A 20,410-nucleotide genomic window follows, 5' to 3' on the forward strand; every position below is an offset into this window, starting at 1 on the left:
ATCCTACTCAGATGTCGACGACGATCTTCCCGAAATGCGCGTTCGCGGCCTGATGGCGGAATGCATCGGCTAAGCGTTCCAGCGGGAAGTGATCGCTGATGATCGGCCGGATACCATTCGTCTCGACGCCCGCGATCATCGCGAGTTGTTGCGCTCGACTGCCGACCGTAAGCCCCTGGACGCGCAGATTCTTGCTCATCAGCAGCGCGGTCTGCACCGGCCCGACAATGCCCGCGAGCACCCCGATCAGCGCGACATGGCCGCCGACGCGCGTCGCGACCATCGACTGGTCGAGCGTCCCCGCCCCGCCGATCTCCACGACCGTATCGACGCCCCGCCCGCCCGTGAGTTCGAACGCCTTCGCGCCCCACGCAGGCTCTGCCTTGTAATTTATCAGTTCATCGGCACCGAGTGCTTTCAACCGCTCAAGCTTCGCATCGGACGAGCTGGTCGCAATCACCTTCGCGCCCGCTGCCTTGGCGAATTGCAAAGCGAACACCGACACCCCGCCACTACCCTGCACCAGCACGGTCGAGCCCGGCTGCGTCACGCCATCAACGAACAGCGCGCGCCAGGCAGTCAGGCCTGCGCAGGTCAGCGTCGCTGCCTCGGCCGCCGAATAGCCTTGGGGTGCGCGGGTGAACCAATGCTGCGGCGTCACCACGACTTCGCGCGCATAGCCGTCGGTGCTGTCACCGGGCACATTGGTCAGGGCGCTCATCGAAGGCGAGTCGCCATCGTCCCAACCGGGGAAGAAGAGCGACACGACGCTGTCGCCGACCTTGTAATCGGTCACACCCTCGCCGACCGCATCGACCGTGCCGGCCCCGTCGGACATCGGGATGCGCCCGTCGACGGTCGGAATCATCCCGGCGACGACGGCGAAGTCGTGGAAATTCAGCGACGACGCGCCGATCCGCACCCGAATTTCGCCCGGCCCCGGATCGCCGGGGTCGGCCAGATCGACGAGCGTCAGATTGTCGAGCGAGGCGGGCGCGCGAAGCCGAACCGCCCGCATCATTCCGCCGCCATCGCCATTTCGACGCGCTGCGGTCCGCGGATCACGCCGCCGGGGGTCGGCCCCTGCATCGCGCCGTCCTTGAACGTGACTTCGCCCGACTTGATCGTCGCGACATAGCCGTCGGCCTTTTGCAGTAGGCGCTTGCCGCCCGCGGGCAGGTCGAAAGCGAGCCAAGGCTTGCCGAGCTTGATCGCGTCCATGTCGATGACGTTCAAATCGGCGAGATAGCCCGGCGCGAGCACGCCGCGATCCTCCAGCCCATAAAGCAAGGCTGTATCGCGGCACTGCCGCTTGACCGCATGTTCGAGCGCGATGCGCTTGCCCGCCCGGTCGCGCACCCAATGCTGGAGCATGAAGGTCGGCGAGGCGGCGTCGCAGATCGTCCCGCAATGCGCGCCGCCGTCGGACAGGCTGTTCACCGTGTCGTCGGCATGCTGCAAATCCTCAAGGAAATTCAGGTTGCCGTCGCGGTAGTTGAGGATCGGGAAATAGATGAAGCCCTTGCCGTCGTCCTTCATCAGCAGGTCGTAGGCATATTCGCCCGGCGAAACCCCCGCCGCGGTGGCGCGCGCCATGATGCTTTCGTCCATCTTGGGCTCATAATTGAAATCGGGGTCCATTTCGAACTGCACCGGCCAGCCCTCGGCAACGATCTTCAGGAAATCGATGATGTCGCTTTCGGGCCAGACATTCTCCTCGGCGATCATCCGCGCCTTGAACGCGGGATCCTTCAGCTTTGGGAGCTGCTGATCCCACGGCAGGTCGATGATCTCGTTCCACGCCGGTTTGAAACGGAACGGATGCACCGTCCCCTGCCACGCCATGATGATGCCGTTGCCGCGCAGCGCGATCTGCGCGACGATGTTGGCGCCGGTCGCATTCTGGCGCCGCATTTCCTCTATCTGCTCCTCGAGCGGCAATTCCTTGGCGATCGACTGGAGCGCGGCGAAGGTCACGGGCAGCCCGGTTTCGCGGCTGAGGTCGCCCATCCACTGAAACTCGTTCCACTCGCGTTTCAGGTCGCTCGCCATTTCGAACACGCCATAACCGACGCGCCCCATCGCGCGGCCGATTGCGATCAGTTCCTCCGCGGTCGCGGTGGTGCCGGGGACGAGTTCGCCGTCGATCGACTTGTGGAGCACGGTGCGGCTGGTCGAAAAGCCAAGCGCGCCCGCGCGAATGCCTTCTTCAACGATTCGCGACATTTCGGCGATGTCGGCATCGGTCGGGATCGCACCGGGTTTCTCGCGGTCGCCCAGCACATAGGCGCGAACCGCGCCGTGCGGCACATGACACGCGACATCGACGGTGCGCGGCAGTTTCTCCAGCGCGTCCATATATTCGGGGAAGGTCTCCCAGTCCCATGACATGCCTTCAGCAAGCGCGGTGCCTGGGATGTCCTCGACCCCCTCCATCAGCGAAATCAGCCATTCGTGGCGGTCGGGCTTGGCGGGGGCAAAGCCGACCCCGCAATTGCCCATCACGACGGTGGTGACGCCGTGCCAGCTCGACGGCGCCATTTCGGCGTCCCACGTTGCCTGGCCATCATAATGGGTGTGGACGTCGACGAAACCGGGGGTGACGATTTTGCCGCTGGCATCGATTTCCTGTGTACCAGCGCCGAGTGTTTCGCCAACCGCGACGATGCGATCGCCGTCGATCGCGACGTCGGCGACAAAGGGCGCGCCGCCCGAACCATCGACGACGGTGCCGCCGCGAATCACCAGATCAAACATCCCGAGTCTCCCGATCTTTTTAGTTTCACGAAGAAACCTATCATCAAAATCGCGATATGCAAATAAACCCACCCGGCCTGCGACAAGCCGCTATGACGGCAGGACAAGACAAGAGGGAGTCGATGCCATGATCCGCCCGAATTTCGCTGCCATCACCCTGTCATTGCTGCTCGCGGGCTGCGCTCCTGCCGCAATGGACAGGGCCGCTGCACCCGCAACTGCTGACTATGCCGCCGCGCTCGCTGATCCGGCGCGCCCTGCCGCCGACCGCGAGCGCGATGCAGCGCGCAAACCCGCCGAGTTGCTGGCATTCGCGCAGATCGCGCCGGGCGAAAAGGTCGGCGATTATGTGATGGGCGGCGGCTATGTCACGCACCTGCTCGCCGCGGCGGTTGGCCCCAAAGGGCATGTCTATGCGTTCCAGCCCGCCGAGTTCATCGCGTTCAAGGCGCAATATGGCACCGATCAGGCCGCGGTCGATGCCGCCTATGCCAATGTCGATGCCGTTGCTGGACCGTTCGCCGCACCCGCCTTTGCCGAACCGCTCGACACGATCATCACGGTACAGAATTTCCACGACCTGTATCTGAAACCTTTTCCCGAAGGCACGGGTGCCAAGGGCAGCGCGGCGTTGTTTGCGGCGCTGAAACCCGGCGGGACGCTGATCATCGTCGATCATAGCGCTGCCGACGGCACCGGCACGACGCTGGCCGACAGCCTGCACCGAATCGATAAAGCGGCGGTGGTCGAAATATTGACCAAAGCCGGGTTCAAACTCGAAGCGGAAAGCGACCTCTACAAGCACGCCGACGACCCGCGCACCGCGAATGTCTTCGACCCCGCGATCCGCGGCAAGACCGACCAGTTCGCGCTGCGGTTTCGGAAACCGGGCTGACATGGCCGACGATGATTATGTCTATGACGAAGCGAGCGGCGAATGGATGGCGGCGGGCGACATCGCCGCGCGCGATGCCGCCGACGCCGCCGGACCCGAGGTGCGCGACGCGGTCGGCAATCTGCTGAACGACGGCGATTCGGTGGTGCTGGTCAAGGACCTGACCGTCAAAGGCGCGGGCCAGACATTGAAGGTCGGCACGGTGATCAAGTCGATCCGCCTGACCGGCGACGATCAGGAAATCGACTGCCGCCATGAAGGCATCAAGGGGCTGGTGCTGCGCGCGGAGTTTGTGCGGAAACGGTAAAAGAAGGGGGTTGCCCGGCGAGCGCCGGGATGACCGACGGTCAACGACAGGGGGAGGTATGCGTCGATGCGTCTGACGATGATATTGGGAGTGAGTATTTTTGCATTTTCGGTACTGGCGTCCAGCGCTGCGCAGGCCAAGGTGACCGAGCCGCCAAAGATCACGTCACCGGCCAAGCTCAAGCCGGGCGAAGGCGCCGTCAGGCTGTCGGTGCGCACCCAAAAACAGTTCACCGAAACCTTCTTTCTCTATTTCGTCCGGCTCGACGAAAACGGCGGCGACAGCGATTCCTATGTCCGGATCGAGCGCGGCGCCGGGGTGCCGTTCGCCGGTAGCAACATGATCGACGTCAAAGCCGTCATTTATCGGATGCCGGTAGGCCGTTACCGGCTGCTGGGTTACACGATGCGGTGCGAGGGCGTGCCCTTTGAAGGCGCGCTTTGCAGCGGATCGATCAGCGGCCCGTTCCCCACCGGCTATTACAAAAATCCGGCGCCGACCTTTGACGTGAAGGACGGCAGCTTTGCCGACGTCGGCGATTTCATCCTCGAATATACCGGGCCGCGTCCGATCGGCGAAATCAACGGCATCGCCGAGGTCGACGAGCATCGGTCGGATATTCGCTGGAAACCGATCGCCGCAGCCAGACCGGCCGCCTTCGCCAATCTCGCCGATCCGGGCGCGCCGACGATCCCGGCCGCGTTCCAATCAAGGATCACCTGCGAGACCCGTCCGAAAGGCGTGATGCTGTATATTCCATTCGCCTGCTGAACGGGGTCGGCGCTATCCCAGCGTCCCCCTCTTCGGCCCCAGATACCCAAACAGATACGCCCCCACTTTCCGCATCTGGATCTCCTCCGCGCCCTCGGTGATCCGGTAGCGGCGGTGGTGGCGATAGATATGTTCGAAGGGCTTGTGGCGCGAATAGCCGATGCCGCCATGGACCTGCATCGCGCGGTCGGCGGCTTCGCAGCACAGCCGGTTCGCCCAGTAATTGCACATGCTCACCTTGTCGGAAAGTGTGTGTTCGATGTCCTTGTGCGGGGTGTTGTCCATGTCCCACGCGGTCTTGCGGATCAGCAGCCGCAGCATTTCGGCCTGCGTCGCCAGCTCGACGAGTGGGAACTGGATCGCCTGATTGCGTGCGAGCGCCTCGCCGAACGGCTTGCGTGTCCGCGCATATTTCACGCTTTCCTCGATGCAGAAGACCGCGGCGCCCAGCGATGAAGCCGCCTGCCGGATGCGGTTCTGGTGGACGAAGCTCTGCGCGATCGACAGCCCGCCGCCGACCGGGCCAAGCCGCGCGCTGTCGGGTACCCAGACATCGGTAAAGGTCATGCGCGGATGGTCGGTCGGCATGTTGAACGTCCACATATATTCGTCGACCGTCATGCCGGGCGTGCCAGTGGGGACGAGCAAACAGGTAATCCCTTTTGCGTCGCCATCCTTGCCGTCGGTGCGGCAAAAGGTCGCGCAGTGGGTTGCGACATGCATGCCGGTGATCCACATCTTGCGCCCGTCGATCCGCCAGCCGTCGACCCCATCGCGCGTCTCGCGCACCCCGCGCGTCTCCATATGAGTGGCGTCGCTGCCATGGTCGGGTTCGGTCAGGCCGAAGGCGGTGCGGCGCTTGCCCTCGAATCCGCCGAGGATGAACTCCGCCTTCTGCTCGTCGCTTGTCGCGAACTGCTCGAACATCTCCACGAAGGGGAAATTGCCGACGATGCTATGCTCGTTTTGCAAATCATTGTGGAGTCCCAGCCCCTTGGCGGCGAAATGCTCGCGGATGACGGCCATCCACAGGTTCGACCCATCCTTGCCGCCATATTTCTTAGGCGCCGAGAACCGCCAATGGCCCGCGGCATCGGCCTTGCGCGTTGCAGCGCGCAGCAACTGCTCCCAATCGTGGCGCGGCAGCCCCTGATTGTCCCAGTCGGTGCGCGCATGTTCGCGGCGATGGTCAAAGAAACGGATATTGTCGTCGGCGTCCTCCAGCGGCTTGATCTCGGCCGCGATGAAGGCATCGAGTTCGTCCAGATACGCCTGCAAATCGGCGGGCATCGCAAAATCCATCATTCACTCTCCATCTTGTTCTTTTCTATCCGCCGCAACCGCCACAGCCACCGCCGCCTCCGCAGCCACCGCCATCGCCGCCCCCGCTGCTGTCGCCGCCCGACGAGCCGCCGTCGCTTTGCGCGCGCATCTGGTGGAGCATCGCGAACGCCGACCCCGCAAGCACGACGGTGCCGAACAAGGCAACGGCGGTTCCCGTTTCAGCGGTCGTCGGCGCACGCCGCAGCCGTTCGTAGCGCACCCGCGCCTCGGCCAGCGCTAGAGTCCCGCGCTGGGTCCGGCGGTCGACCGCAAAGACGCGGATCAGGATCGCGATCAGCGTGACAATCAGGAATGCGGCGAGGAAGCCAACCGGTTTGTCGCGCGACAGCCCGACCATCAGTTTCGCCGCACCCAGCCCAAACAGTGCCATCAGGGGTAGCGCAGCGAGCAGGCCGATCCGCCGCGCTTCGCTCCGATCAAGGAACAGACCGCCCGCGATCAGCCGCCGTTCGACGGGGCCGACGTGCGGCTTTGTCGCCTTCTCTAACGCAGCCCAATCGGCCGGCATCGCCGCCGCGAGCAGCGCGCGGTCGAGCGGGCTGTTGCCGCCCGCGCCGCCGCCGCGCACGAAGCGCTTGCCGTCCTGCACCACTAGCGCGCCCGCGGCGAGCAACCGCGCCACCGCGGCCTCGACCATCCGCGGTCCCGCCCCGGCCAGGAACGCGAGCCCGTCCTCGTCAGTCATCGCGCCGCCGCGTCCCTCGGGCCTCACGCGCGCGCCGATGATCGCCGCCAGGATCAGCGCGGCGACGAACAAACCCCCATAAAGGAAAAGGAACGCCGGACCGTTCCAGTTGAGCGGGTTACCCATAGCCTCTCCTACCGTCCGATGCCCAGCCACAGCCCGGCCAGCGTCAAAGCTATCACAGCTGTCGCGAGCGCGCCAAGGCGCAGCGCATGTTTCGAGACGACGATATGATCGGCCAGCCCAACGCGCACCGCGCGCGGATCGACGAGCAGGCGCCGATGCGCCGACGGCCAGATGTCTGCCGGCGGCGGCGCGCCGAACCAGCGTTCGTAGCTTGCCAACGTATCCGCATATTGCGCGAAATATCGATGCAGTTCCTGATCGCCGCCCGCGGTCGGCCCATGGTGAAAAGGCTGCCCCAACACCTTGCCGCAAAGGCGGTCCCAATAATCGCGGCTGTAGGTCAGGTGGAGATGCCACGCCTGATCGACCGCGTCGGAGGGCGTGACGGGATGCCCCGCGACTATGGCGAGAAACAGGAAGCGGCGATATTCGTGCATGACGCGCGCGGCCTGTTCGGCACCCCAGCGATTTTCGCGTGCCAGCCGCGCCTCGAACGAAAAGGGCGCGTCGTCGGGCCCGACGCGATAGTCCGATAGCGCTTCCCACAAGGGCTGGTCGGCAGCGGTCATCCGCCCCAGAGCGTGCGGGCGCGGGCAAGCGCGACATATTTGGGGCTGTCGACCGCGCATTTATCGAGCACCGCGCGGCGCAGTTTCGCAAGCAGGCCGGGTTCGGCGAGCGTCGCCTTGCCACTCAGCACCGCACCGGCCAGCGCCTTGTCCTCGGCGCGCACGGCAGCATCAAGGTCGCGCATGACGATCCCGAGCGCGTTCATCGCGACCGCGACCTCGAACTTGCCGTGACCCTCGGCCAGCGGCTTGATCGCATCGCCCAGCCAGTCGCGCACCGCCTGCACCATCTCGCGGTTGGTCGGTTCACCCGTCGGATCGGCCAGCGCCCGCTGTGATGGCGGCAGCGCCGCCGCGCGCTCTATTTCGGGCGCTTCGGCCCCGAGCAACAGCAGCAGGTCGAGTTCCTGCTCGGCGGTGCGGCGACCGACGACCACGCGCTCGACGGTCGGGTCGGCGCCGCTGCGCCACGCCTGCCCCATCTGCAAACAACCGAGCGCCCACCACAGGGTGCGATAGACGAGCCAGAAATGAAAGCGGTCGCGATCGACCTGCACGCCGCCCGCAGCTTCATAGGCCGCGAAATAGTCATCGAGGCTACCGACCCCGAACGCCGGTTGATCGATCCGACCGAACCGCCACACCGTCATGCACCCGAACGCCAGATCCTCATGCGCGTCGCCGCGGTGCGCCAGTTCCCAGTCGAGCACGACGGCGAGCCCACCCCCATCGACCATGATATTGCCCATCCGGTAATCGCCATGGACGAGCACGGGCTCGGCAGGCGCCGGCAGATGGTCCTCGCACCATTTGATCGCCAGCGCGATCACCGGCCGGTCGCCGCCATAGTCCAGAAAGCGCGCCTTCAGCTCGGCAAGCGCGGTGGCGGGATCCATCAGCGGGATCGCGGCGGGAATGGCCTCCGCCGGAATGGCGTGGATGCGCGCCAGCTCGCGCCCCAGATCGGCGATCAGCGAGGGCGGCGGGTCGGCCAATATCTTTGCCGGGTTCACCTCGGCGATCACCCGCCGCATCACATAGCCGGTGCCCATGCCGTCGCTGTCGGCCAGCACCCCGACAACCTCGGGCGCCTTTACCCCCGCGCCATGCGCCGCGATCACCAGCGCCGCCTCGTCGGCATGGCCATAGGGTCGCCCCGCCATATAATCCGCCGACGGCGCGCGGCGCAGCACATAAGCGGCCGATCCTTTGGGGCCAGCCCAATCGAACGCCCAGCTTTCCATATTGGCCCCGCCCGACAGACGGACCAGCCCCGACAATTCGCCAGGGCCGAAAATGCGGGTCATGAAGCCGGACAGGGCGTGACTCAGATCAATCATCGGGCGATGATGATTGCAGTTTACGTAAACGGCAAGTGAACATTTGTCTGCCGCGCGGGAGCGCTACACCAACAGGGACGCGATCCAGCGCAACGGTGTATCACCGCAATGCCTCTAGCGCCGCAAGCTCCCGATGCGCCGGTCGTACCATTTGCCAGCGAAATGCAGCGCCCACGCGAGCGGGCCAATCAACAGGATCCAGCCCCACCAATCGATCCGTTCGATCAGGCGCTCGTCGACGTGCGAGGCGAAGGCGAGCAGAATGACCGGTGCCACCACCGCGATCGACGCCGTCTGGAACCAGTTGTGCCCGCTGCCCAGCCGCGCGGGGTCGATCGGCAGCGGCGCGCGCGCGGCGACCGCCGCCTCGATGCCGTCGCGGCGCGTGCGCCAGCCCGCGACATAATCCCAGATTTCGATGCCGATCATGCCGACCTCGACGATGAACACCCCCAGCCCGATCGCGGGCGCATGGTATCGCGGCGCGATCGCCAGCTGGTCGAGCAGCCAGCCACCTCCGAACACGATGGTCAGCAGCGCGCCGATCGCCCACGTCGCCTGCGCCGGGATCGCCGCGATCATTGCATCGACATGCGCCTCGACCTCATCTCGCCAGCGCGCGATCTCGTCGGGCTTTACCCCCCGCGCGCGTCCATCGCGGCCGCGATAGGCTGGACCCATCGCGGTATCGACGAACCAGCGGTCAAAACGCCGCAGTTCGGTATCGCGCATCTGGCGTTGCTGATAGTCGCTGATCAGGGCCATCAATGCTCTATCGCGAACAGAGCTTACGATCCGGCTAATCGACCAACCGCATGACCCGCCGCCCGATCACATCGCGCCATAGGATGCATAATCCTCGACATGCACATTTGGCCGACGAAAACTGGTAAAACTCATGCTTGCCGACAGGTCGAGCGCTTCGACCTGATGCCACCAGCCGACCGGCAGGAAGATCGCTTCGCCGGGGTCAATGATCGTTTCGAGCACCGGCGGGGTGTCGGCGGTGCCTGGTCCGGCGGGCAGCGCCGCATTGCCCCAATCCGAGAAGCAATGACGGCTGTTTTTCATTCGATCGGACGCCCAGGGCGGCGCCATTCGCACTCGCTTGCGCCCCATCACCTGGACGAGCAGATTGTTGGTCAGATCATGGTGCCACGGGGTCAGCGTCCCCCTTGGTCCCAGCCAGAAAAAACCGCCGCGCGTCGGCGTTGTGTCGAGCAGCTCAATCGGCGCCAAATCGTCCCACAGCATCCCCAGCGCCTCCGCGTTCGTGCCGCTGTTGTATGCGGTGAGATAGATGTCATTGCTCGCCTCGCCCTTGCGGAGCCAGTCGATCAGTTCGGCGAAACGGACGAGGCGGCGATGCTCTTCCTTGGCAATTTCGTAATCGGGATCGCGCGTCCGCTCGACCTGTGCCTCGACCACGGCATCTCCAGCAACGGTGGCGAAATGATCAAGTGACCAACATTTGAGTGCCGCCCAATGATCCCACGATACCGGTCAGCTTGGCGGGCCGATTGGCCTCATAATAATGTCGGTAGAAATGATCGACCTTGGGCGCGGGGAGCGTATCGAGTGCAAATCCACCCTCGGCCTCGATCGTCAAGCGTTGCTGAATGGCGAACAGCCAGCGCTGCTTCGTCATCCGTGCCGCTTGCCGCCGTAGCACCGCTGCCATCGGGTCCTTGCCAAGCCGGTCGATCTCGTATTTCGCCGACGCCGCCGATACCCCCCCATTGACCAGCCGAGCGTGCAGCGCGGTGTCGTCATCGCCCGCCGCCAGCCCTTCGGCCAGCAAGACGCGTTTGTCGGAGTGAGCCATCATATTCTCCTTGGCCGATTCGCGATTAGCGGAAAGAGGCGTTCCCGCTCAAGGACAGGATTGTGACAAGTAGATGCTTGTCAGGACCGGCATGATGGAAATTCCCGTAATCCAGCATGAATCACGGCGCGGGAGCGGCAGCCGCTGTATCAGGCTCCTCGGCGGGGGATGCCGCAGTCAGCGCGCCATTCTGGATCAGCCATTGCGCATAATCGGCCTGCCACCGATGCCATGATCCGGTCGACCGCCGCCGCCACCTGTTCACCCTCGGCCTCGCGGTCGCGCTGCACCACGACGCGGCGCGCCTGCGCGTCGATCAGGACGCGATCGCGCGACACCAGCTCGCCGACGGTCAGGTTGGCGAGGATGTTGCGGCTGTCGGCGTCGCGCTGTTCCAGTGTGGCGAGGCGGCGGTTGAGCTGCTCCTCGACCTCGACTGCGGCGTTGGTTTGCTGGCGCAGCTGCACGATGCTGACGCGAAACGTCACGGCGAAGTTGGTCGCGGACCGTGTTCGCCAGCTGCTGGTTAAGCTGCCCCGCATAACGATCGACCAGGACGACGCCATCGACGGCGACGCGGTCGGCCCTCGATCCGCACATTCAGGCTATCGACGCGGTCGCTTTCGCCGAGCAATTTGCGCAGTTCGGTCTGCACCGCCGACCGCGCGCTAACCTCGCCCGCCAGATTATTGAGCGTCAGCGCCAACGGGATCGATAGAATGCCGAGCGGTCGCTACGATGCCGACGACCTGCATCGCGGTGTGCTGCGGTGTCAGCGATGGACCGAATTTATTGAGCCGCGCGACGATTGTTGCCGCAAGGCGATCGCCAGCGTGTTGGTCAGGAACAACAGCGCCGCGCCAACGGCGAAATCGAAGCGCCCCGTTGCGAGGCCGAAGCCGATCGTTGAGAGCGGCGGGACCAGCGCGGTCGCAATCGCGACGCCAACCATCACCCCCGACAGCTTGCGCATGATCGCATAGACGCCGGCGATGCCGCCGACGACTGCGACGCCGAGGTCGAGCAAGGTCGGCTGGGTGCGCGCGCGAATTTCCGGGGTGACGTCCTTGATCGGCGACAGCCAGATGATCAGCATCGCGACAAGGATCGCGACCGCCATACCGGCGGCCATTGTGATCAGCGCGCTTTCCCAATGTCGCAAGGCCAAAGCCGATGCCCATGATCGGGCCGAGCAACGGTGATACGAGCATCGCACCGATCACCACTGCGGTCGAGCCTTGCAGCAGGCCCAGGGTCGCGATCGCCGCCGAAAGCGTAATCAGCAACAGGAATTTCTGATTGAGCCGCGCATCGCGCGCGACGCTGGCCAGCGTCAGGGCGCGGCCGTGGACTTCCTCCTCGGCCGCGTCATCATCGTCATCGCGGGTTTCGCGGCCGGCCCCGGGTCGCGCGGACCGGCGTCCCCCCGCATTGAACGGGGCGTCGCCAAGTCCGGGGACTCCGGGATGGTCGCCAGCCACCGGCGCGGCCGTTTAGATTTTGCCGGTGAGTTCGGGAACGGCGTTGAACAGATCGGCGACGAGGCCGAAGTCGGCGACCTGGAAGATCGGGGCGTCTTCGTCCTTGTTGATCGCAACGATCGTCTTGCTGTCCTTCATCCCGGCGAGATGCTGGATCGCGCCCGAGATTGCCGATGGCGAAATAGACCTGCGGCGCGACGATCTTGCCGGTCTGGCCGAACCTGATAGTCGTTGGGAACATAACCCGCATCGACCGCAGCACGCGAAGCACCGAGCGCAGCGCCGAGCTTGTCGGCGAGCGGCACGATGACTTCTTCATATTTCTCCGACGAGCCCAGCGCGCGGCCACCCGACACGATGATCTTGGCCGAGGTGAGTTCGGGACGCTCCGACTTGGCGATTCGGCGCCGACGAAGCTCGAAGTGCCGGCGTCGCCGCCAGCCGAGACGGCTTCTATGGTGCCCGATCCACCGCTGGTCGCGGCCTTGTCGAACGCTGTGCCGCGCACGGTCAGGACCAGCTTCGCGTCGCTGCTCTCGACAGTCGCGATCGCGTTGCCGGCGTAGATCGGGCGGGTGAAGGTCTTGTCGCCCTCAACCGAGAGGATCTCGCTGATCTGCATCACGTCGAGCAGCGCAGCAACGCGCGGCGCGATTATTCTTGCCGGTGGTCGTCGCAGGCGCGAGAAACGCGTCGTGGCTGCTCATCAGTTCGGCGACGAGCGGCGCAATATTTTCGGGCAGATTGTGACCGAAGGCGGCGTTGTCGGCGACATGCACCTTGCCGACGCCAGCGATCTGTGCGGCTTCCTTGGCAACCGCATCGACCCCGCTACCGGCGACGAGCAGATGGACTTCGCCGAGCTTCGATGCGGCGGTGACCACCGCCAGCGTGGCGTCCTTGACGGCCTTGCCGTCATGTTCGACCCAAACGAGCGTTTTCATGAGTGCACTCCCATGGCTTTCAACTTGGCAACCAGTTCATCGACATCGGCAACCTTGACGCCGGCCGAGCGGACCGGCGGTTCCGAAACCTTGACCACCTTGACCCGCGGCGCGGTACCTGCATGCCGCAGCCGGCGGCGATACGGCGCTTACGCGAACCTTTGATGATTTCCGGCTTAGCGCGCTCTTTCAGGGTCATCGAGTTGATGATCGCTTCCATACGCACCAGCACTTTGTCGTCCATCTGCGCTTTCACGTTGTCCGGGAATCTGCCCCCATGCCCGGCAGCTTGCCCATCAGGCTGGCCATGCCGCCCATGTTTTTCATCTGGCGCAGCTGCTCAAGGAAGTCGGTGAGGTCGAAACCGTCACCTTTCTTCAGCTTGGAGGCCAGCTTCTCGGCCTGCGCGCGGTCACCTTGCTCTCGATATCTTCGATCAGCGACAGCACGTCGCCCATGCCGAGGATACGGGAAGCGACGCGGTCCGGATGGAACGGCTCCAGCGCTTCGGTTTTCTCGCCGACGCCGAGGAATTTAATCGGCTTGCCGGTAATATGGCGAATCGACAGCGCCGCGCCGCCGCGGGCGTCGCCGTCCACTTTGGTCAGCACCACGCCGGTCAGCGGCAGCGCTTCGTTAAAGGCCTTCGCGGTATTCGCCGCATCCTGACCGGTCATCGCATCGACGACGAACAGGGTTTCAACCGGGTTAATGGCGGCATGGACGTGCTTGATTTCGTCCATCATCGCTTCGTCAACGTGCAGACGACCGGCGGTATCCACCAGCAGCACGTCGTAGAATTTGAGTTTCGCTTCTTTCAGCGCCGCGTTGACGATATCAACCGGCTTCTGCCCGACGTCAGACGGGAAGAAATCGACGCCGACCTGCTCGGCCAGGGTTTCCAGCTGTTTGATCGCCGCCGGGCGGTAAACGTCCGCGGAAACGACCAGCACTTTCTTCTTGTGCTTCTCGCGCAGGAATTTCCCCAGCTTACCGACGCTGGTGGTTTTACCGGCACCTTGCAGGCCCGCCATCAGCACCACGGCCGGCGGCTGCGCGGCCAGATCGAGCGTCTGGTTCTCTTCGCCCATCGCCGCCACCAGCTCGTTGCGGACGATTTTGACGAACTCCTGACCCGGGGTCAGGCTTTTATTGACTTCATGGCCGACCGCGCTCTCTTTGACGCGGCTGATGAAATCACGGACCACCGGAAGCGCAACGTCCGCTTCCAGCAGCGCCATACGCACTTCGCGCAGGTGTCTTTAATATTGTCTTCTGTAAGGCGTCCGCGGCCGCTAATGTTGCGCAGCGTACGCGACAAACGATCGGTTAAATTATCAAACATTGTCTCTCGCCTGAGGTGGAAACGGTCGGTCGCCGCAGCGACACACAAAACGAATGTGGCGGAGTATAACACGACATCAATCTGAATGTGCTGCAACGGTTGGAGCAGAGGCCTGCTAACGTTATACTGCTTCTCTTCTTATTTAGCCAACAGCCGACACCTATGCCTGTTTTTGCTCTACTCGCCCTTGTCGCCTACTCCGTCAGCCTCGCGCTGATTATCCCGGCTTGCTGCAAAAAAACAGCAGCTGGCGGCGAATGGCGATTTTATCTGCGACTATCGCCTTGATCTGCCATGCTTTTGCGCTGGAAGCACGGATATTCCCCGGCGGCGAGAGCGGGCAAAATCTCAGCTTACTGAACGTCGGGTCCGCTGGTCAGCCTGATGATCTGTACGGTGATGACTATCGTGGCCTCGCGCAATCGCGGCTGGCTGCTGCTGCCTATCGTCTATGCCTTCGCGCTGATCAACCTGGCCTTCGCCACATTCGTGGCCTAACGAATATATCACTCACCTGGAAACCACCCCAGGGATGCTGGTGCATATCGGCCTGTCGCTCTTCTCGTACGCCACGCTGATCATTGCCGCGCTGTATGCGCTGCAGCTGGCGTGGATCGACTACCAGCTCAAGAATAAAAAGCTGGCCTTCAGCAGCGAAATGCCGCCGCTGATGAGCATTGAGCGCAAAATGTTCCACATCACCCAGGTCGGCGTGGTGCTGCTGACCCTGACGCTGTGCAGCGGCCTGTTCTACATGCACAATCTGTTCAGCAGCGAAAATATCGATAAAGCGGTGCTGTCGATTATTGCGTGGTTCGTCTATATCGTCCTGCTGTGGGGGCACTATCATGAAGGGTGGCGCGGACGTCGTGTGGTCTGGTTCAGCGTCGCTGGCGCCGGTCTGCTGACGCTGGCCTATTTTGGTAGCCGCGTGCTGCAGCAGTTCGTGAGCTAAGTCTTTTAAGGAATCCTACGTGGAACATATCTCCACCACCACGCTGATCATAACGCTGATCGTCATGGTGATTATCTCTGCCTATTTCTCCGGTTCCGAAACCGGCATGATGACGCTGAACCGCTACCGGTTGCGCCACATGGCGAAACAAGGCAACCGCCCCGCCAAAGCGCGTGGAGAAGCTGCTGCGCAAGCCGGACCGCCTGATTAGCCTTGTGCTGATCGGCAATAACCTTGTCAACATTCTCGCCTCGGCGCTGGGCACCATCGTCGGCATGCGCCTGTACGGCGACGCCGGCGTCGCGATCGCCACCGGCGTACTTACCTTGTGGTGCTGGTATTTGCCGAAGTGCTGCCGAAGACCATCGCCGCCCTCTATCCGGAAAAGGTCGCCTACCCCAGCAGCTTCCTGTTGGCGCCCCTGCAGGTGCTGATGATGCCGCTGGTGTGGCTGCTGAATACATCACCCGCATACTGATGCGCATGATGGGCATCCGCACCGATACCGTCATCAGCAGCGCCCTGAGCAAAGATGAACTGCGCACGATTGTGAATGAATCCGTTCACAAATCTCACGACGCAATCAGGATATGCTGCTGTCGGTGCTGGACCTGGAGAAGGTCAGCGTTAACGACATCATGGTGCCGCGCAATGAGATTGTCGGCATCGATATCAATGATGACTGGAAATCTATCGTCCGCCAGCTGACCCACTCCCCGCATGGCCGCATCGTGCTCTACCGCGATTCGCTGGACGATGCCATCAGCATGCTGCGCGTTCGCGAAGCCTACCGTCTGATGACGGAGAAGAAAGAGTTCACAAAAGAGATCATGCTGCGGGCGGCAGATGAGATCTACTTTGTGCCGGAAGGCACGCCGCTCAGCACCCAGCTGGTGAAATTTCAGCGCAATAAAAAGAAAGTCGGTCTGGTGGTCGATGAATACGGCGATATTCAGGGGCTGGTCACCGTCGAAGATATTCTTGAAGAGATTGTCGGCGACTTCACCACCTCCATGTCACCCACCCTGGCGGAGGAAGTGACCCCGCTTAACGACGGCACGGTGATTATCGACGCAGCGCCAACGTTCGCGAAATCAACAAAGCGTTTAACTGGCACCTGCCGGAAGATGAAGCACGCACCGTCAACGGTATATCCTCGAAGCGCTGGAAGAGATCCCGGTCCCGGGCACCCGCGTGCGCATTGAGCAGTACGATATAGATATCCTCGACGTGCAGGACAACATGATCAAACAGGTGAAAGTGATGCGGTGAAATCATTACGCGAGAGCGTCGCGGAGTAGCGCTAGCGAAGGAATTAATATCACGGTGGGCTGCGGCCCGCCGTTTTTTTATCTCGCGCCGGGAGCGATGACACAAAAAACGGCCGCCCGCAGGCAGCCGTTGAGCAAGCAGCAAGCGTTATTTCGCTTTCGCTACCGTCACCATCGCGGCGCGAATAGTACGGCCGTTCAGGGTATAACCTTTCTGCATCACGGCCAGCACGTTGCCCGCCGCCACATCTTCAGACTCGACCATCGCAATGGCCTGGTGGACGTTCGGATCCAGCGGAACGTTGGTGTCGGCGATCACTTCCACGCCGAACTTACGCACCACGTCCAGCATAGATTTCAGGGTCAGTTCGATCCCCTCCACCATCGGCGCCAGCTCCGGGTTAGCCTTGTCAGCCACTTCCAGCGCGCGGTCCAGGCTGTCGATTACCGGCAGCAGTTCATTGACGAATTTTTCCAGCGCGAATTTGTGCGCTTTTCTCGATATCCTGCTCGGTACGACGACGCAGGTTATCTTCGTCAGCTTTGGCACGCAGCATCACTTCACGTCACGTTTCTGCGCTTCAGCCAGCTGGGCTTCCAGATTCGCAATTTTTTCATCGCGCGGATCCACCTGCTCAGCCGAAAACTTCAGGCTCTACCGCCTCAACGTCGTCGTGCTGCTCCGTGATAATTTCTTCCGGGGCTTGCCTTCAGGCGTTTTCTGTTCTTTACTACTCATGAATTTCTCCGCGTTTTTTTCGCATTCATCTCGCTAACTTCGCTTATTATGGGGATCAGTTTCCGGGTTTCAAGGAAGCGGACAGATTGTCACTATTTCATTTAACGCAAGGACATCCAGATCATGAAGAACCATTTCAAGTGTATCGGCATTGTGGGACATCCTCGTCACCCCACCGCCCTGACCACACATGAAATGCTCTGGCGCTGGCTGTGCAGCAAAGGGTATGAAGTGCTGGTTGAACAGCAGATCGCCCATGAACTTCAGCTCAGCAACGTGAAACCGGCACGCTGGCGGAGATTGGCCAACAGGCCGATCTCGCGGTGGTGGTGGGCGGCGACGGCAATATGCTCGGCGCGGCGCGGACCCTGGCCCGTTACGACATTAACGTCATCGGCATTAACCGCGGCAACCTCGGCTTTCTCACCGACCTTGACCCGGACAACGCCCTGCAGCAGCTCGCCGACGTGCTGGAAGGCCACTACATCGCCGAGAAACGCTTTCTGCTGGAGGCCCAGGTGTGTCAGCAGGATTGCCAGAAACGTATCAGCACCGCCATCAACGAAGTGGTGCTGCACCCCGGCAAAGTGGCGCATATGATTGAGTTCGAAGTCTATATCGACGAAGTCTTTGCGTTCTCTCAGCGATCCGATGGCCTGATTATCTCCCACTCCGACCGGCTCCACCGCCTACTCGCTGTCGGCTGGCGGCCCAATCCTTACGCCGTCGCTGGACGCCATCACCCTGGTGCCGATGTTCCCGCACACCCTTTCAGCGCGACCGCTGGTGATCAACGGCGACAGCACCATCCGCCTACGCTTCTCTCACCGCTGCAGCGATCTGGAGATCAGCTGCGACAGCCAGATTGCCCTGCCGATCCAGGATGGCGAAGATGTCCTCATTCGCCGCTGTGATTATCACCTCAATCTGATTCACCCTAAAGATTACAGCTATTTCAATACATTAAGCACCAAGCTCGGCTGGTCGAAAAAATTGTCTGATTTCACGGCTGCCTCTTTACTGGATAAAAACCAGTCTATACTGTACGAAAACACAGTATTGGTTTTCATACAGGAAGGCAGCTATGTTGGCGCAACTCACCATCAGTAATTTTGCTATCGTTCGTGAACTGGAAATTGATTTCCCACAGCGGCATGACCGCCATCACCGGGGAAACCGGCGCCGGGAAATCCATTGCCATCGACGCGCTGGGGCTGTGCCTCGGCGGCAGAGCGGAAGCCGACATGGTGCGTCGCGGCGCCACCCGTGCCGACCTGTGCGCGCGCTTCGCGCTGAAAGATACCCCTGCCGCCCAGCGCTGGCTGGAAGAGAATCAGCTGGAGAGCGGGCGTGAGTGTTTACTTCGCCGGGTGATCAGCGCCGACGGCCGCTCGCGCGGCTTCATCAACGGCACCGCCGTCCCGCTCTCGCAGCTGCGCGAGCTGGGCCAGCTGCTGATCCAGATCCACGGCCAGCATGCCCACCAGCTGCTGACCAAACCCGAACACCAAAAAACGCTGCTCGACGGCTATACCGGTGAGTATGCGCTTACTCAGCGTATGGCCGAGCACTATCGCCAGTGGCACCAGAGCTGCCGCGAGTTGGCCCAGCATCAGCAGCAGAGCCAGGAGCGCGCCGCCCGCGCCGATCTGCTGCAGTATCAGCTTAAAGAGCTGAACGAATTTAACCCGCTGCCGGGAGAATTCGAGCAGATTGACGAAGAGTACAAGCGCCTGGCCAACAGCGGCCAGCTGCTCAGCACCTGCCAGCACGCCCTTTACGGTACTGGCGGACGGCGAAGAGGCCAATCTGCAGAGCCAGCTTTATACCGCGAAGCAGCTGGTCAGCGAGCTGGTGGCATGGACAGCAAGCTTTCCGGCGTCCTGGATATGCTGGAAGAGGCGGCCATTCAGCTCAGCGAGGCCAGCGACGAGTTGCGCCACTACCATGACCGTCTGGATCTCGATCCGAACCGTCTGTTTGAACTTGAGCAACGGATTTCCCGACAAATCGCGCTGGCGCGTAAACATCAGGTGATGCCGGAAGAGCTGCCGGCGGTTTATCAGGCGATGCTGGAAGAGCAGCGCCTGCTGGACGACAGCGCCGGCTCGCTGGAATCCCTCAGCCAGCAGGTGGTCGAACATCATCAGCTGGCGCTGGAGACCGCGCGCCAGCTGCATGCCCTGCGTCAGGCCAGCGCCGACGAGCTGACCCAGCTTATCACTGAGAGTATGCACTCACTTTCGATGCCGCACGGGGTCTTCGCGATTGAGGTCGCGTTCGATGAACGCCATCTCACCGCCGACGGCGCCGACCATATTGAGTTCCGCGTCACCACTAACCCAGGTCAGCCGCTGCAGCCAATCGCCAAAGTGGCCTCCGGGGGCGAACTGTCGCGCATTGCGCTGGCGATTCAGGTGATCACCGCGCGTAAAATGGAAACCCCGGCGCTCATCTTCGACGAAGTGGACGTCGGCATCAGCGGCCCCACCGCCGCCGTGGTCGGCAAGCTGCTGCGCCAGCTGGGCGAGTCCACGCAGGTGATGTGCGTGACCCACCTGCCGCAGGTCGCAGCTGCGGCCACCATCATTTCTTTGTCTGCAAAGAGACCGATGGCGAGATGACCGAAACCCATATGCAGCCGCTGGATAAACGTGCTCGCTTGCAGGAGCTGGCCCGTCTGCTGGGCGGCAGCGAAGTCACGCGCAACACCCTGGCGAACGCGAAAGAGTTGCTTGCGGCGTAAACTTTTTGATTTTCACAGGGTCATAGTGAACAGCAAATTGCCTGCTGACCTGCAGCCGGAGGTTTCCAACGGCGCGAAGGTCTATTATTATCGGCATATTACAGATGAGCCACGTACTGCTCGGGCCCAAAAAGGAATCAAATCACTATGCGCTGTAAAACGCTGACTGCTGCCGCAGCGGTTCTTCTTATGTTGACCGCAGGCTGTTCCACTCTGGAACGAGTGGTTTACCGTCCTGACATCAACCAGGGTAACTATCTGGCACCAAACGATGTAGCAAAAATTCGTGTCGGTATGACGCAACAGCAGG

Annotated in this window: 26 protein-coding genes and 6 pseudogenes; 13 read left to right on the forward strand and 19 right to left on the reverse strand. The window is 62.3% G+C overall.

Annotated elements, in window-relative coordinates:
• Positions 1-7: 7 nt before the first annotated feature.
• The gene (locus ACQY6T_RS04250) at positions 8-1,018 is read right to left on the reverse strand and encodes a zinc-dependent alcohol dehydrogenase family protein (RefSeq protein WP_428628854.1); all 1,011 of its coding nucleotides are present in this window, start codon (positions 1,016-1,018) and stop codon (positions 8-10) included.
• Positions 1,018-2,757, reverse strand: coding sequence for an N-acyl-D-amino-acid deacylase family protein (locus tag ACQY6T_RS04255; protein WP_428628746.1), 1,740 nt, complete (start codon positions 2,755-2,757; stop codon positions 1,018-1,020). The genes ACQY6T_RS04250 and ACQY6T_RS04255 overlap by 1 nt, the downstream gene beginning before the upstream one ends.
• 127 nt (positions 2,758-2,884) lie before the next feature.
• Here ACQY6T_RS04255 and ACQY6T_RS04260 point away from each other — a divergent pair, with 127 nt between their 5' ends.
• The 3 genes from ACQY6T_RS04260 to ACQY6T_RS04270 all read left to right on the forward strand — a co-directional run bounded on the left by ACQY6T_RS04260 (position 2,885) and on the right by ACQY6T_RS04270 (position 4,730).
• Entirely contained in the window at positions 2,885-3,652 is a 768-nt protein-coding gene (locus ACQY6T_RS04260) for a class I SAM-dependent methyltransferase (RefSeq protein WP_428628748.1), read from the forward strand.
• A gap of 1 nt (position 3,653) precedes the next feature.
• Positions 3,654-3,959: an alkylphosphonate utilization protein gene (locus tag ACQY6T_RS04265; protein ID WP_428628750.1), complete on the forward strand. Its 306-nt coding sequence runs from the start codon at positions 3,654-3,656 to the stop codon at positions 3,957-3,959.
• A gap of 66 nt (positions 3,960-4,025) precedes the next feature.
• The gene (locus ACQY6T_RS04270) at positions 4,026-4,730 is read left to right on the forward strand and encodes a hypothetical protein (RefSeq protein WP_428628752.1); all 705 of its coding nucleotides are present in this window, start codon (positions 4,026-4,028) and stop codon (positions 4,728-4,730) included.
• A 12-nt stretch (positions 4,731-4,742) separates the two neighbouring features.
• Here the strand turns inward: ACQY6T_RS04270 and ACQY6T_RS04275 are convergent, their stop codons facing one another.
• The 16 genes and pseudogenes from ACQY6T_RS04275 to ACQY6T_RS04350 form a co-directional block, all read right to left on the reverse strand.
• Positions 4,743-6,032 (reverse strand): acyl-CoA dehydrogenase family protein, encoded by a 1,290-nt coding sequence (locus ACQY6T_RS04275; RefSeq protein WP_428628856.1) that lies wholly within the window; start codon positions 6,030-6,032, stop codon positions 4,743-4,745.
• Between the two features lie 25 nt (positions 6,033-6,057).
• Positions 6,058-6,885 (reverse strand): TIGR04222 domain-containing membrane protein, encoded by an 828-nt coding sequence (locus tag ACQY6T_RS04280; RefSeq protein WP_428628755.1) that lies wholly within the window; start codon positions 6,883-6,885, stop codon positions 6,058-6,060.
• Positions 6,886-6,893: 8 nt separating this feature from the next.
• Positions 6,894-7,454, reverse strand: coding sequence for a glycine-rich domain-containing protein (locus ACQY6T_RS04285; RefSeq protein WP_428628757.1), 561 nt, complete (start codon positions 7,452-7,454; stop codon positions 6,894-6,896).
• Positions 7,451-8,794, reverse strand: a complete 1,344-nt coding sequence (locus tag ACQY6T_RS04290; RefSeq protein WP_428628759.1) for a phosphotransferase family protein — start codon at positions 8,792-8,794, stop codon at positions 7,451-7,453. The genes ACQY6T_RS04285 and ACQY6T_RS04290 overlap by 4 nt, the downstream gene beginning before the upstream one ends.
• Before the next feature lie 114 nt (positions 8,795-8,908).
• Positions 8,909-9,559: a hypothetical protein gene (locus ACQY6T_RS04295; protein ID WP_428628762.1), complete on the reverse strand. Its 651-nt coding sequence runs from the start codon at positions 9,557-9,559 to the stop codon at positions 8,909-8,911.
• A gap of 66 nt (positions 9,560-9,625) precedes the next feature.
• Positions 9,626-10,225 (reverse strand): annotated as a pseudogene (locus tag ACQY6T_RS04300) (cupin-like domain-containing protein); the annotation flags it as partial.
• Positions 10,226-10,250: 25 nt separating this feature from the next.
• Positions 10,251-10,619 carry a hypothetical protein gene (locus ACQY6T_RS04305; protein ID WP_428628764.1) on the reverse strand — a complete coding sequence of 123 codons (369 nt, stop codon included), beginning with the start codon at positions 10,617-10,619 and terminating at the stop codon, positions 10,251-10,253.
• 149 nt (positions 10,620-10,768) lie between these two features.
• Positions 10,769-11,107 (reverse strand): hypothetical protein, encoded by a 339-nt coding sequence (locus ACQY6T_RS04310; protein ID WP_428628767.1) that lies wholly within the window; start codon positions 11,105-11,107, stop codon positions 10,769-10,771.
• A 284-nt stretch (positions 11,108-11,391) separates the two neighbouring features.
• On the reverse strand, positions 11,392-11,751 hold the full coding sequence (locus ACQY6T_RS04315) for a DUF389 domain-containing protein (protein WP_428628769.1): 360 nt from the start codon (positions 11,749-11,751) through the stop codon (positions 11,392-11,394).
• A 361-nt stretch (positions 11,752-12,112) separates the two neighbouring features.
• Entirely contained in the window at positions 12,113-12,238 is a 126-nt protein-coding gene (locus ACQY6T_RS04320; protein ID WP_428628867.1) for a hypothetical protein, read from the reverse strand.
• Complete coding sequence (locus ACQY6T_RS04325; protein ID WP_428628858.1) at positions 12,235-12,456, reverse strand: FAD-binding protein; 222 nt, start codon at positions 12,454-12,456, stop codon at positions 12,235-12,237. The genes ACQY6T_RS04320 and ACQY6T_RS04325 overlap by 4 nt, the downstream gene beginning before the upstream one ends.
• 143 nt (positions 12,457-12,599) lie before the next feature.
• A pseudogene (locus tag ACQY6T_RS04330) lies at positions 12,600-13,044 on the reverse strand (electron transfer flavoprotein subunit alpha/FixB family protein); the annotation flags it as partial.
• Positions 13,041-13,157: pseudogene (locus ACQY6T_RS04335) on the reverse strand (electron transfer flavoprotein subunit beta/FixA family protein); the annotation flags it as partial. The pseudogenes ACQY6T_RS04330 and ACQY6T_RS04335, both read right to left, overlap by 4 nt.
• A 62-nt stretch (positions 13,158-13,219) precedes the next feature.
• Positions 13,220-13,288, reverse strand: a pseudogene (locus tag ACQY6T_RS04340) (hypothetical protein); the annotation flags it as partial.
• A gap of 8 nt (positions 13,289-13,296) precedes the next feature.
• Complete coding sequence (locus tag ACQY6T_RS04345; protein ID WP_428628861.1) at positions 13,297-13,437, reverse strand: hypothetical protein; 141 nt, start codon at positions 13,435-13,437, stop codon at positions 13,297-13,299.
• A complete protein-coding gene (locus tag ACQY6T_RS04350; RefSeq protein WP_428628772.1) occupies positions 13,422-14,285 on the reverse strand; it encodes a signal recognition particle protein in 864 nt (287 codons plus the stop codon). The genes ACQY6T_RS04345 and ACQY6T_RS04350 overlap by 16 nt, the downstream gene beginning before the upstream one ends.
• Positions 14,286-14,921: 636 nt before the next feature.
• On the opposite strand from ACQY6T_RS04350, the gene ACQY6T_RS04355 reads away from it, so the two are divergent.
• From ACQY6T_RS04355 to ACQY6T_RS04375, 5 genes and pseudogenes are all read left to right on the forward strand, one after another.
• Positions 14,922-15,344 (forward strand): cytochrome c biogenesis protein CcsA, encoded by a 423-nt coding sequence (locus ACQY6T_RS04355; protein ID WP_202175741.1) that lies wholly within the window; start codon positions 14,922-14,924, stop codon positions 15,342-15,344.
• A gap of 19 nt (positions 15,345-15,363) precedes the next feature.
• Complete coding sequence (locus ACQY6T_RS04360) at positions 15,364-15,555, forward strand: CNNM domain-containing protein (protein ID WP_428628775.1); 192 nt, start codon at positions 15,364-15,366, stop codon at positions 15,553-15,555.
• Positions 15,518-15,822: pseudogene (locus tag ACQY6T_RS04365) on the forward strand (CNNM domain-containing protein). The gene ACQY6T_RS04360 and the pseudogene ACQY6T_RS04365 overlap by 38 nt, the downstream one beginning before the upstream one ends.
• A 112-nt stretch (positions 15,823-15,934) precedes the next feature.
• Positions 15,935-16,549, forward strand: coding sequence for a CBS domain-containing protein (locus tag ACQY6T_RS04370; RefSeq protein WP_428628777.1), 615 nt, complete (start codon positions 15,935-15,937; stop codon positions 16,547-16,549).
• On the forward strand, positions 16,539-16,616 hold the full coding sequence (locus tag ACQY6T_RS04375) for a hypothetical protein (RefSeq protein WP_428628864.1): 78 nt from the start codon (positions 16,539-16,541) through the stop codon (positions 16,614-16,616). Before ACQY6T_RS04370 ends, ACQY6T_RS04375 begins: the two co-directional genes overlap by 11 nt.
• A gap of 147 nt (positions 16,617-16,763) precedes the next feature.
• Here ACQY6T_RS04375 and grpE read toward each other — a convergent pair whose 3' ends face one another.
• A complete protein-coding gene (gene grpE, locus ACQY6T_RS04380) occupies positions 16,764-17,165 on the reverse strand; it encodes a nucleotide exchange factor GrpE (protein ID WP_428628779.1) in 402 nt (133 codons plus the stop codon).
• Between the two features lie 518 nt (positions 17,166-17,683).
• Between grpE and ACQY6T_RS04385 the strand changes: the two are divergent.
• From ACQY6T_RS04385 to bamE, 5 genes and pseudogenes are all read left to right on the forward strand, one after another.
• Positions 17,684-17,971, forward strand: a pseudogene (locus tag ACQY6T_RS04385) (NAD(+)/NADH kinase); the annotation flags it as partial.
• A 112-nt stretch (positions 17,972-18,083) separates the two neighbouring features.
• Positions 18,084-18,464: a hypothetical protein gene (locus ACQY6T_RS04390; protein WP_428628865.1), complete on the forward strand. Its 381-nt coding sequence runs from the start codon at positions 18,084-18,086 to the stop codon at positions 18,462-18,464.
• A gap of 14 nt (positions 18,465-18,478) precedes the next feature.
• Positions 18,479-19,978, forward strand: a complete 1,500-nt coding sequence (gene recN, locus ACQY6T_RS04395) for a DNA repair protein RecN (protein ID WP_428628782.1) — start codon at positions 18,479-18,481, stop codon at positions 19,976-19,978.
• Complete coding sequence (locus tag ACQY6T_RS04400; RefSeq protein WP_428628785.1) at positions 19,975-20,100, forward strand: hypothetical protein; 126 nt, start codon at positions 19,975-19,977, stop codon at positions 20,098-20,100. Before recN ends, ACQY6T_RS04400 begins: the two co-directional genes overlap by 4 nt.
• 147 nt (positions 20,101-20,247) lie before the next feature.
• The coding region (gene bamE, locus ACQY6T_RS04405) for an outer membrane protein assembly factor BamE (RefSeq protein WP_428628866.1) at positions 20,248-20,410 on the forward strand (163 nt) is incomplete at its 3' end.

The organism is Sphingopyxis sp. (assembly GCF_965279725.1).
In the GTDB taxonomy this organism is placed as follows: Bacteria; Pseudomonadota; Alphaproteobacteria; order Sphingomonadales; family Sphingomonadaceae; genus Sphingopyxis.

Coding starts and splice junctions, on each gene's coding strand:
- ACQY6T_RS04250 (WP_428628854.1), bottom strand. CDS start 1,018: ATGCGGGCGGTTCGGCTTCGCGCGCCCGCCTCGCTCGACAATCTGACG.
- ACQY6T_RS04275 (WP_428628856.1), bottom strand. CDS start 6,032: ATGGATTTTGCGATGCCCGCCGATTTGCAGGCGTATCTGGACGAACTC.
- ACQY6T_RS04280 (WP_428628755.1), bottom strand. CDS start 6,885: ATGGGTAACCCGCTCAACTGGAACGGTCCGGCGTTCCTTTTCCTTTAT.
- ACQY6T_RS04265 (WP_428628750.1), top strand. CDS start 3,654: ATGGCCGACGATGATTATGTCTATGACGAAGCGAGCGGCGAATGGATG.
- ACQY6T_RS04295 (WP_428628762.1), bottom strand. CDS start 9,559: ATGGCCCTGATCAGCGACTATCAGCAACGCCAGATGCGCGATACCGAA.
- ACQY6T_RS04305 (WP_428628764.1), bottom strand. CDS start 10,619: ATGGCTCACTCCGACAAACGCGTCTTGCTGGCCGAAGGGCTGGCGGCG.
- ACQY6T_RS04350 (WP_428628772.1), bottom strand. CDS start 14,285: ATGGCGCTGCTGGAAGCGGACGTTGCGCTTCCGGTGGTCCGTGATTTC.
- ACQY6T_RS04270 (WP_428628752.1), top strand. CDS start 4,026: ATGCGTCTGACGATGATATTGGGAGTGAGTATTTTTGCATTTTCGGTA.
- ACQY6T_RS04400 (WP_428628785.1), top strand. CDS start 19,975: ATGACCGAAACCCATATGCAGCCGCTGGATAAACGTGCTCGCTTGCAG.
- ACQY6T_RS04255 (WP_428628746.1), bottom strand. CDS start 2,757: ATGTTTGATCTGGTGATTCGCGGCGGCACCGTCGTCGATGGTTCGGGC.
- ACQY6T_RS04290 (WP_428628759.1), bottom strand. CDS start 8,794: ATGATTGATCTGAGTCACGCCCTGTCCGGCTTCATGACCCGCATTTTC.
- ACQY6T_RS04260 (WP_428628748.1), top strand. CDS start 2,885: ATGATCCGCCCGAATTTCGCTGCCATCACCCTGTCATTGCTGCTCGCG.
- ACQY6T_RS04285 (WP_428628757.1), bottom strand. CDS start 7,454: ATGACCGCTGCCGACCAGCCCTTGTGGGAAGCGCTATCGGACTATCGC.
- ACQY6T_RS04315 (WP_428628769.1), bottom strand. CDS start 11,751: ATGGCCGCCGGTATGGCGGTCGCGATCCTTGTCGCGATGCTGATCATC.
- ACQY6T_RS04320 (WP_428628867.1), bottom strand. CDS start 12,238: ATGAAGGACAGCAAGACGATCGTTGCGATCAACAAGGACGAAGACGCC.
- ACQY6T_RS04370 (WP_428628777.1), top strand. CDS start 15,935: ATGCTGCTGTCGGTGCTGGACCTGGAGAAGGTCAGCGTTAACGACATC.
- ACQY6T_RS04355 (WP_202175741.1), top strand. CDS start 14,922: ATGCTGGTGCATATCGGCCTGTCGCTCTTCTCGTACGCCACGCTGATC.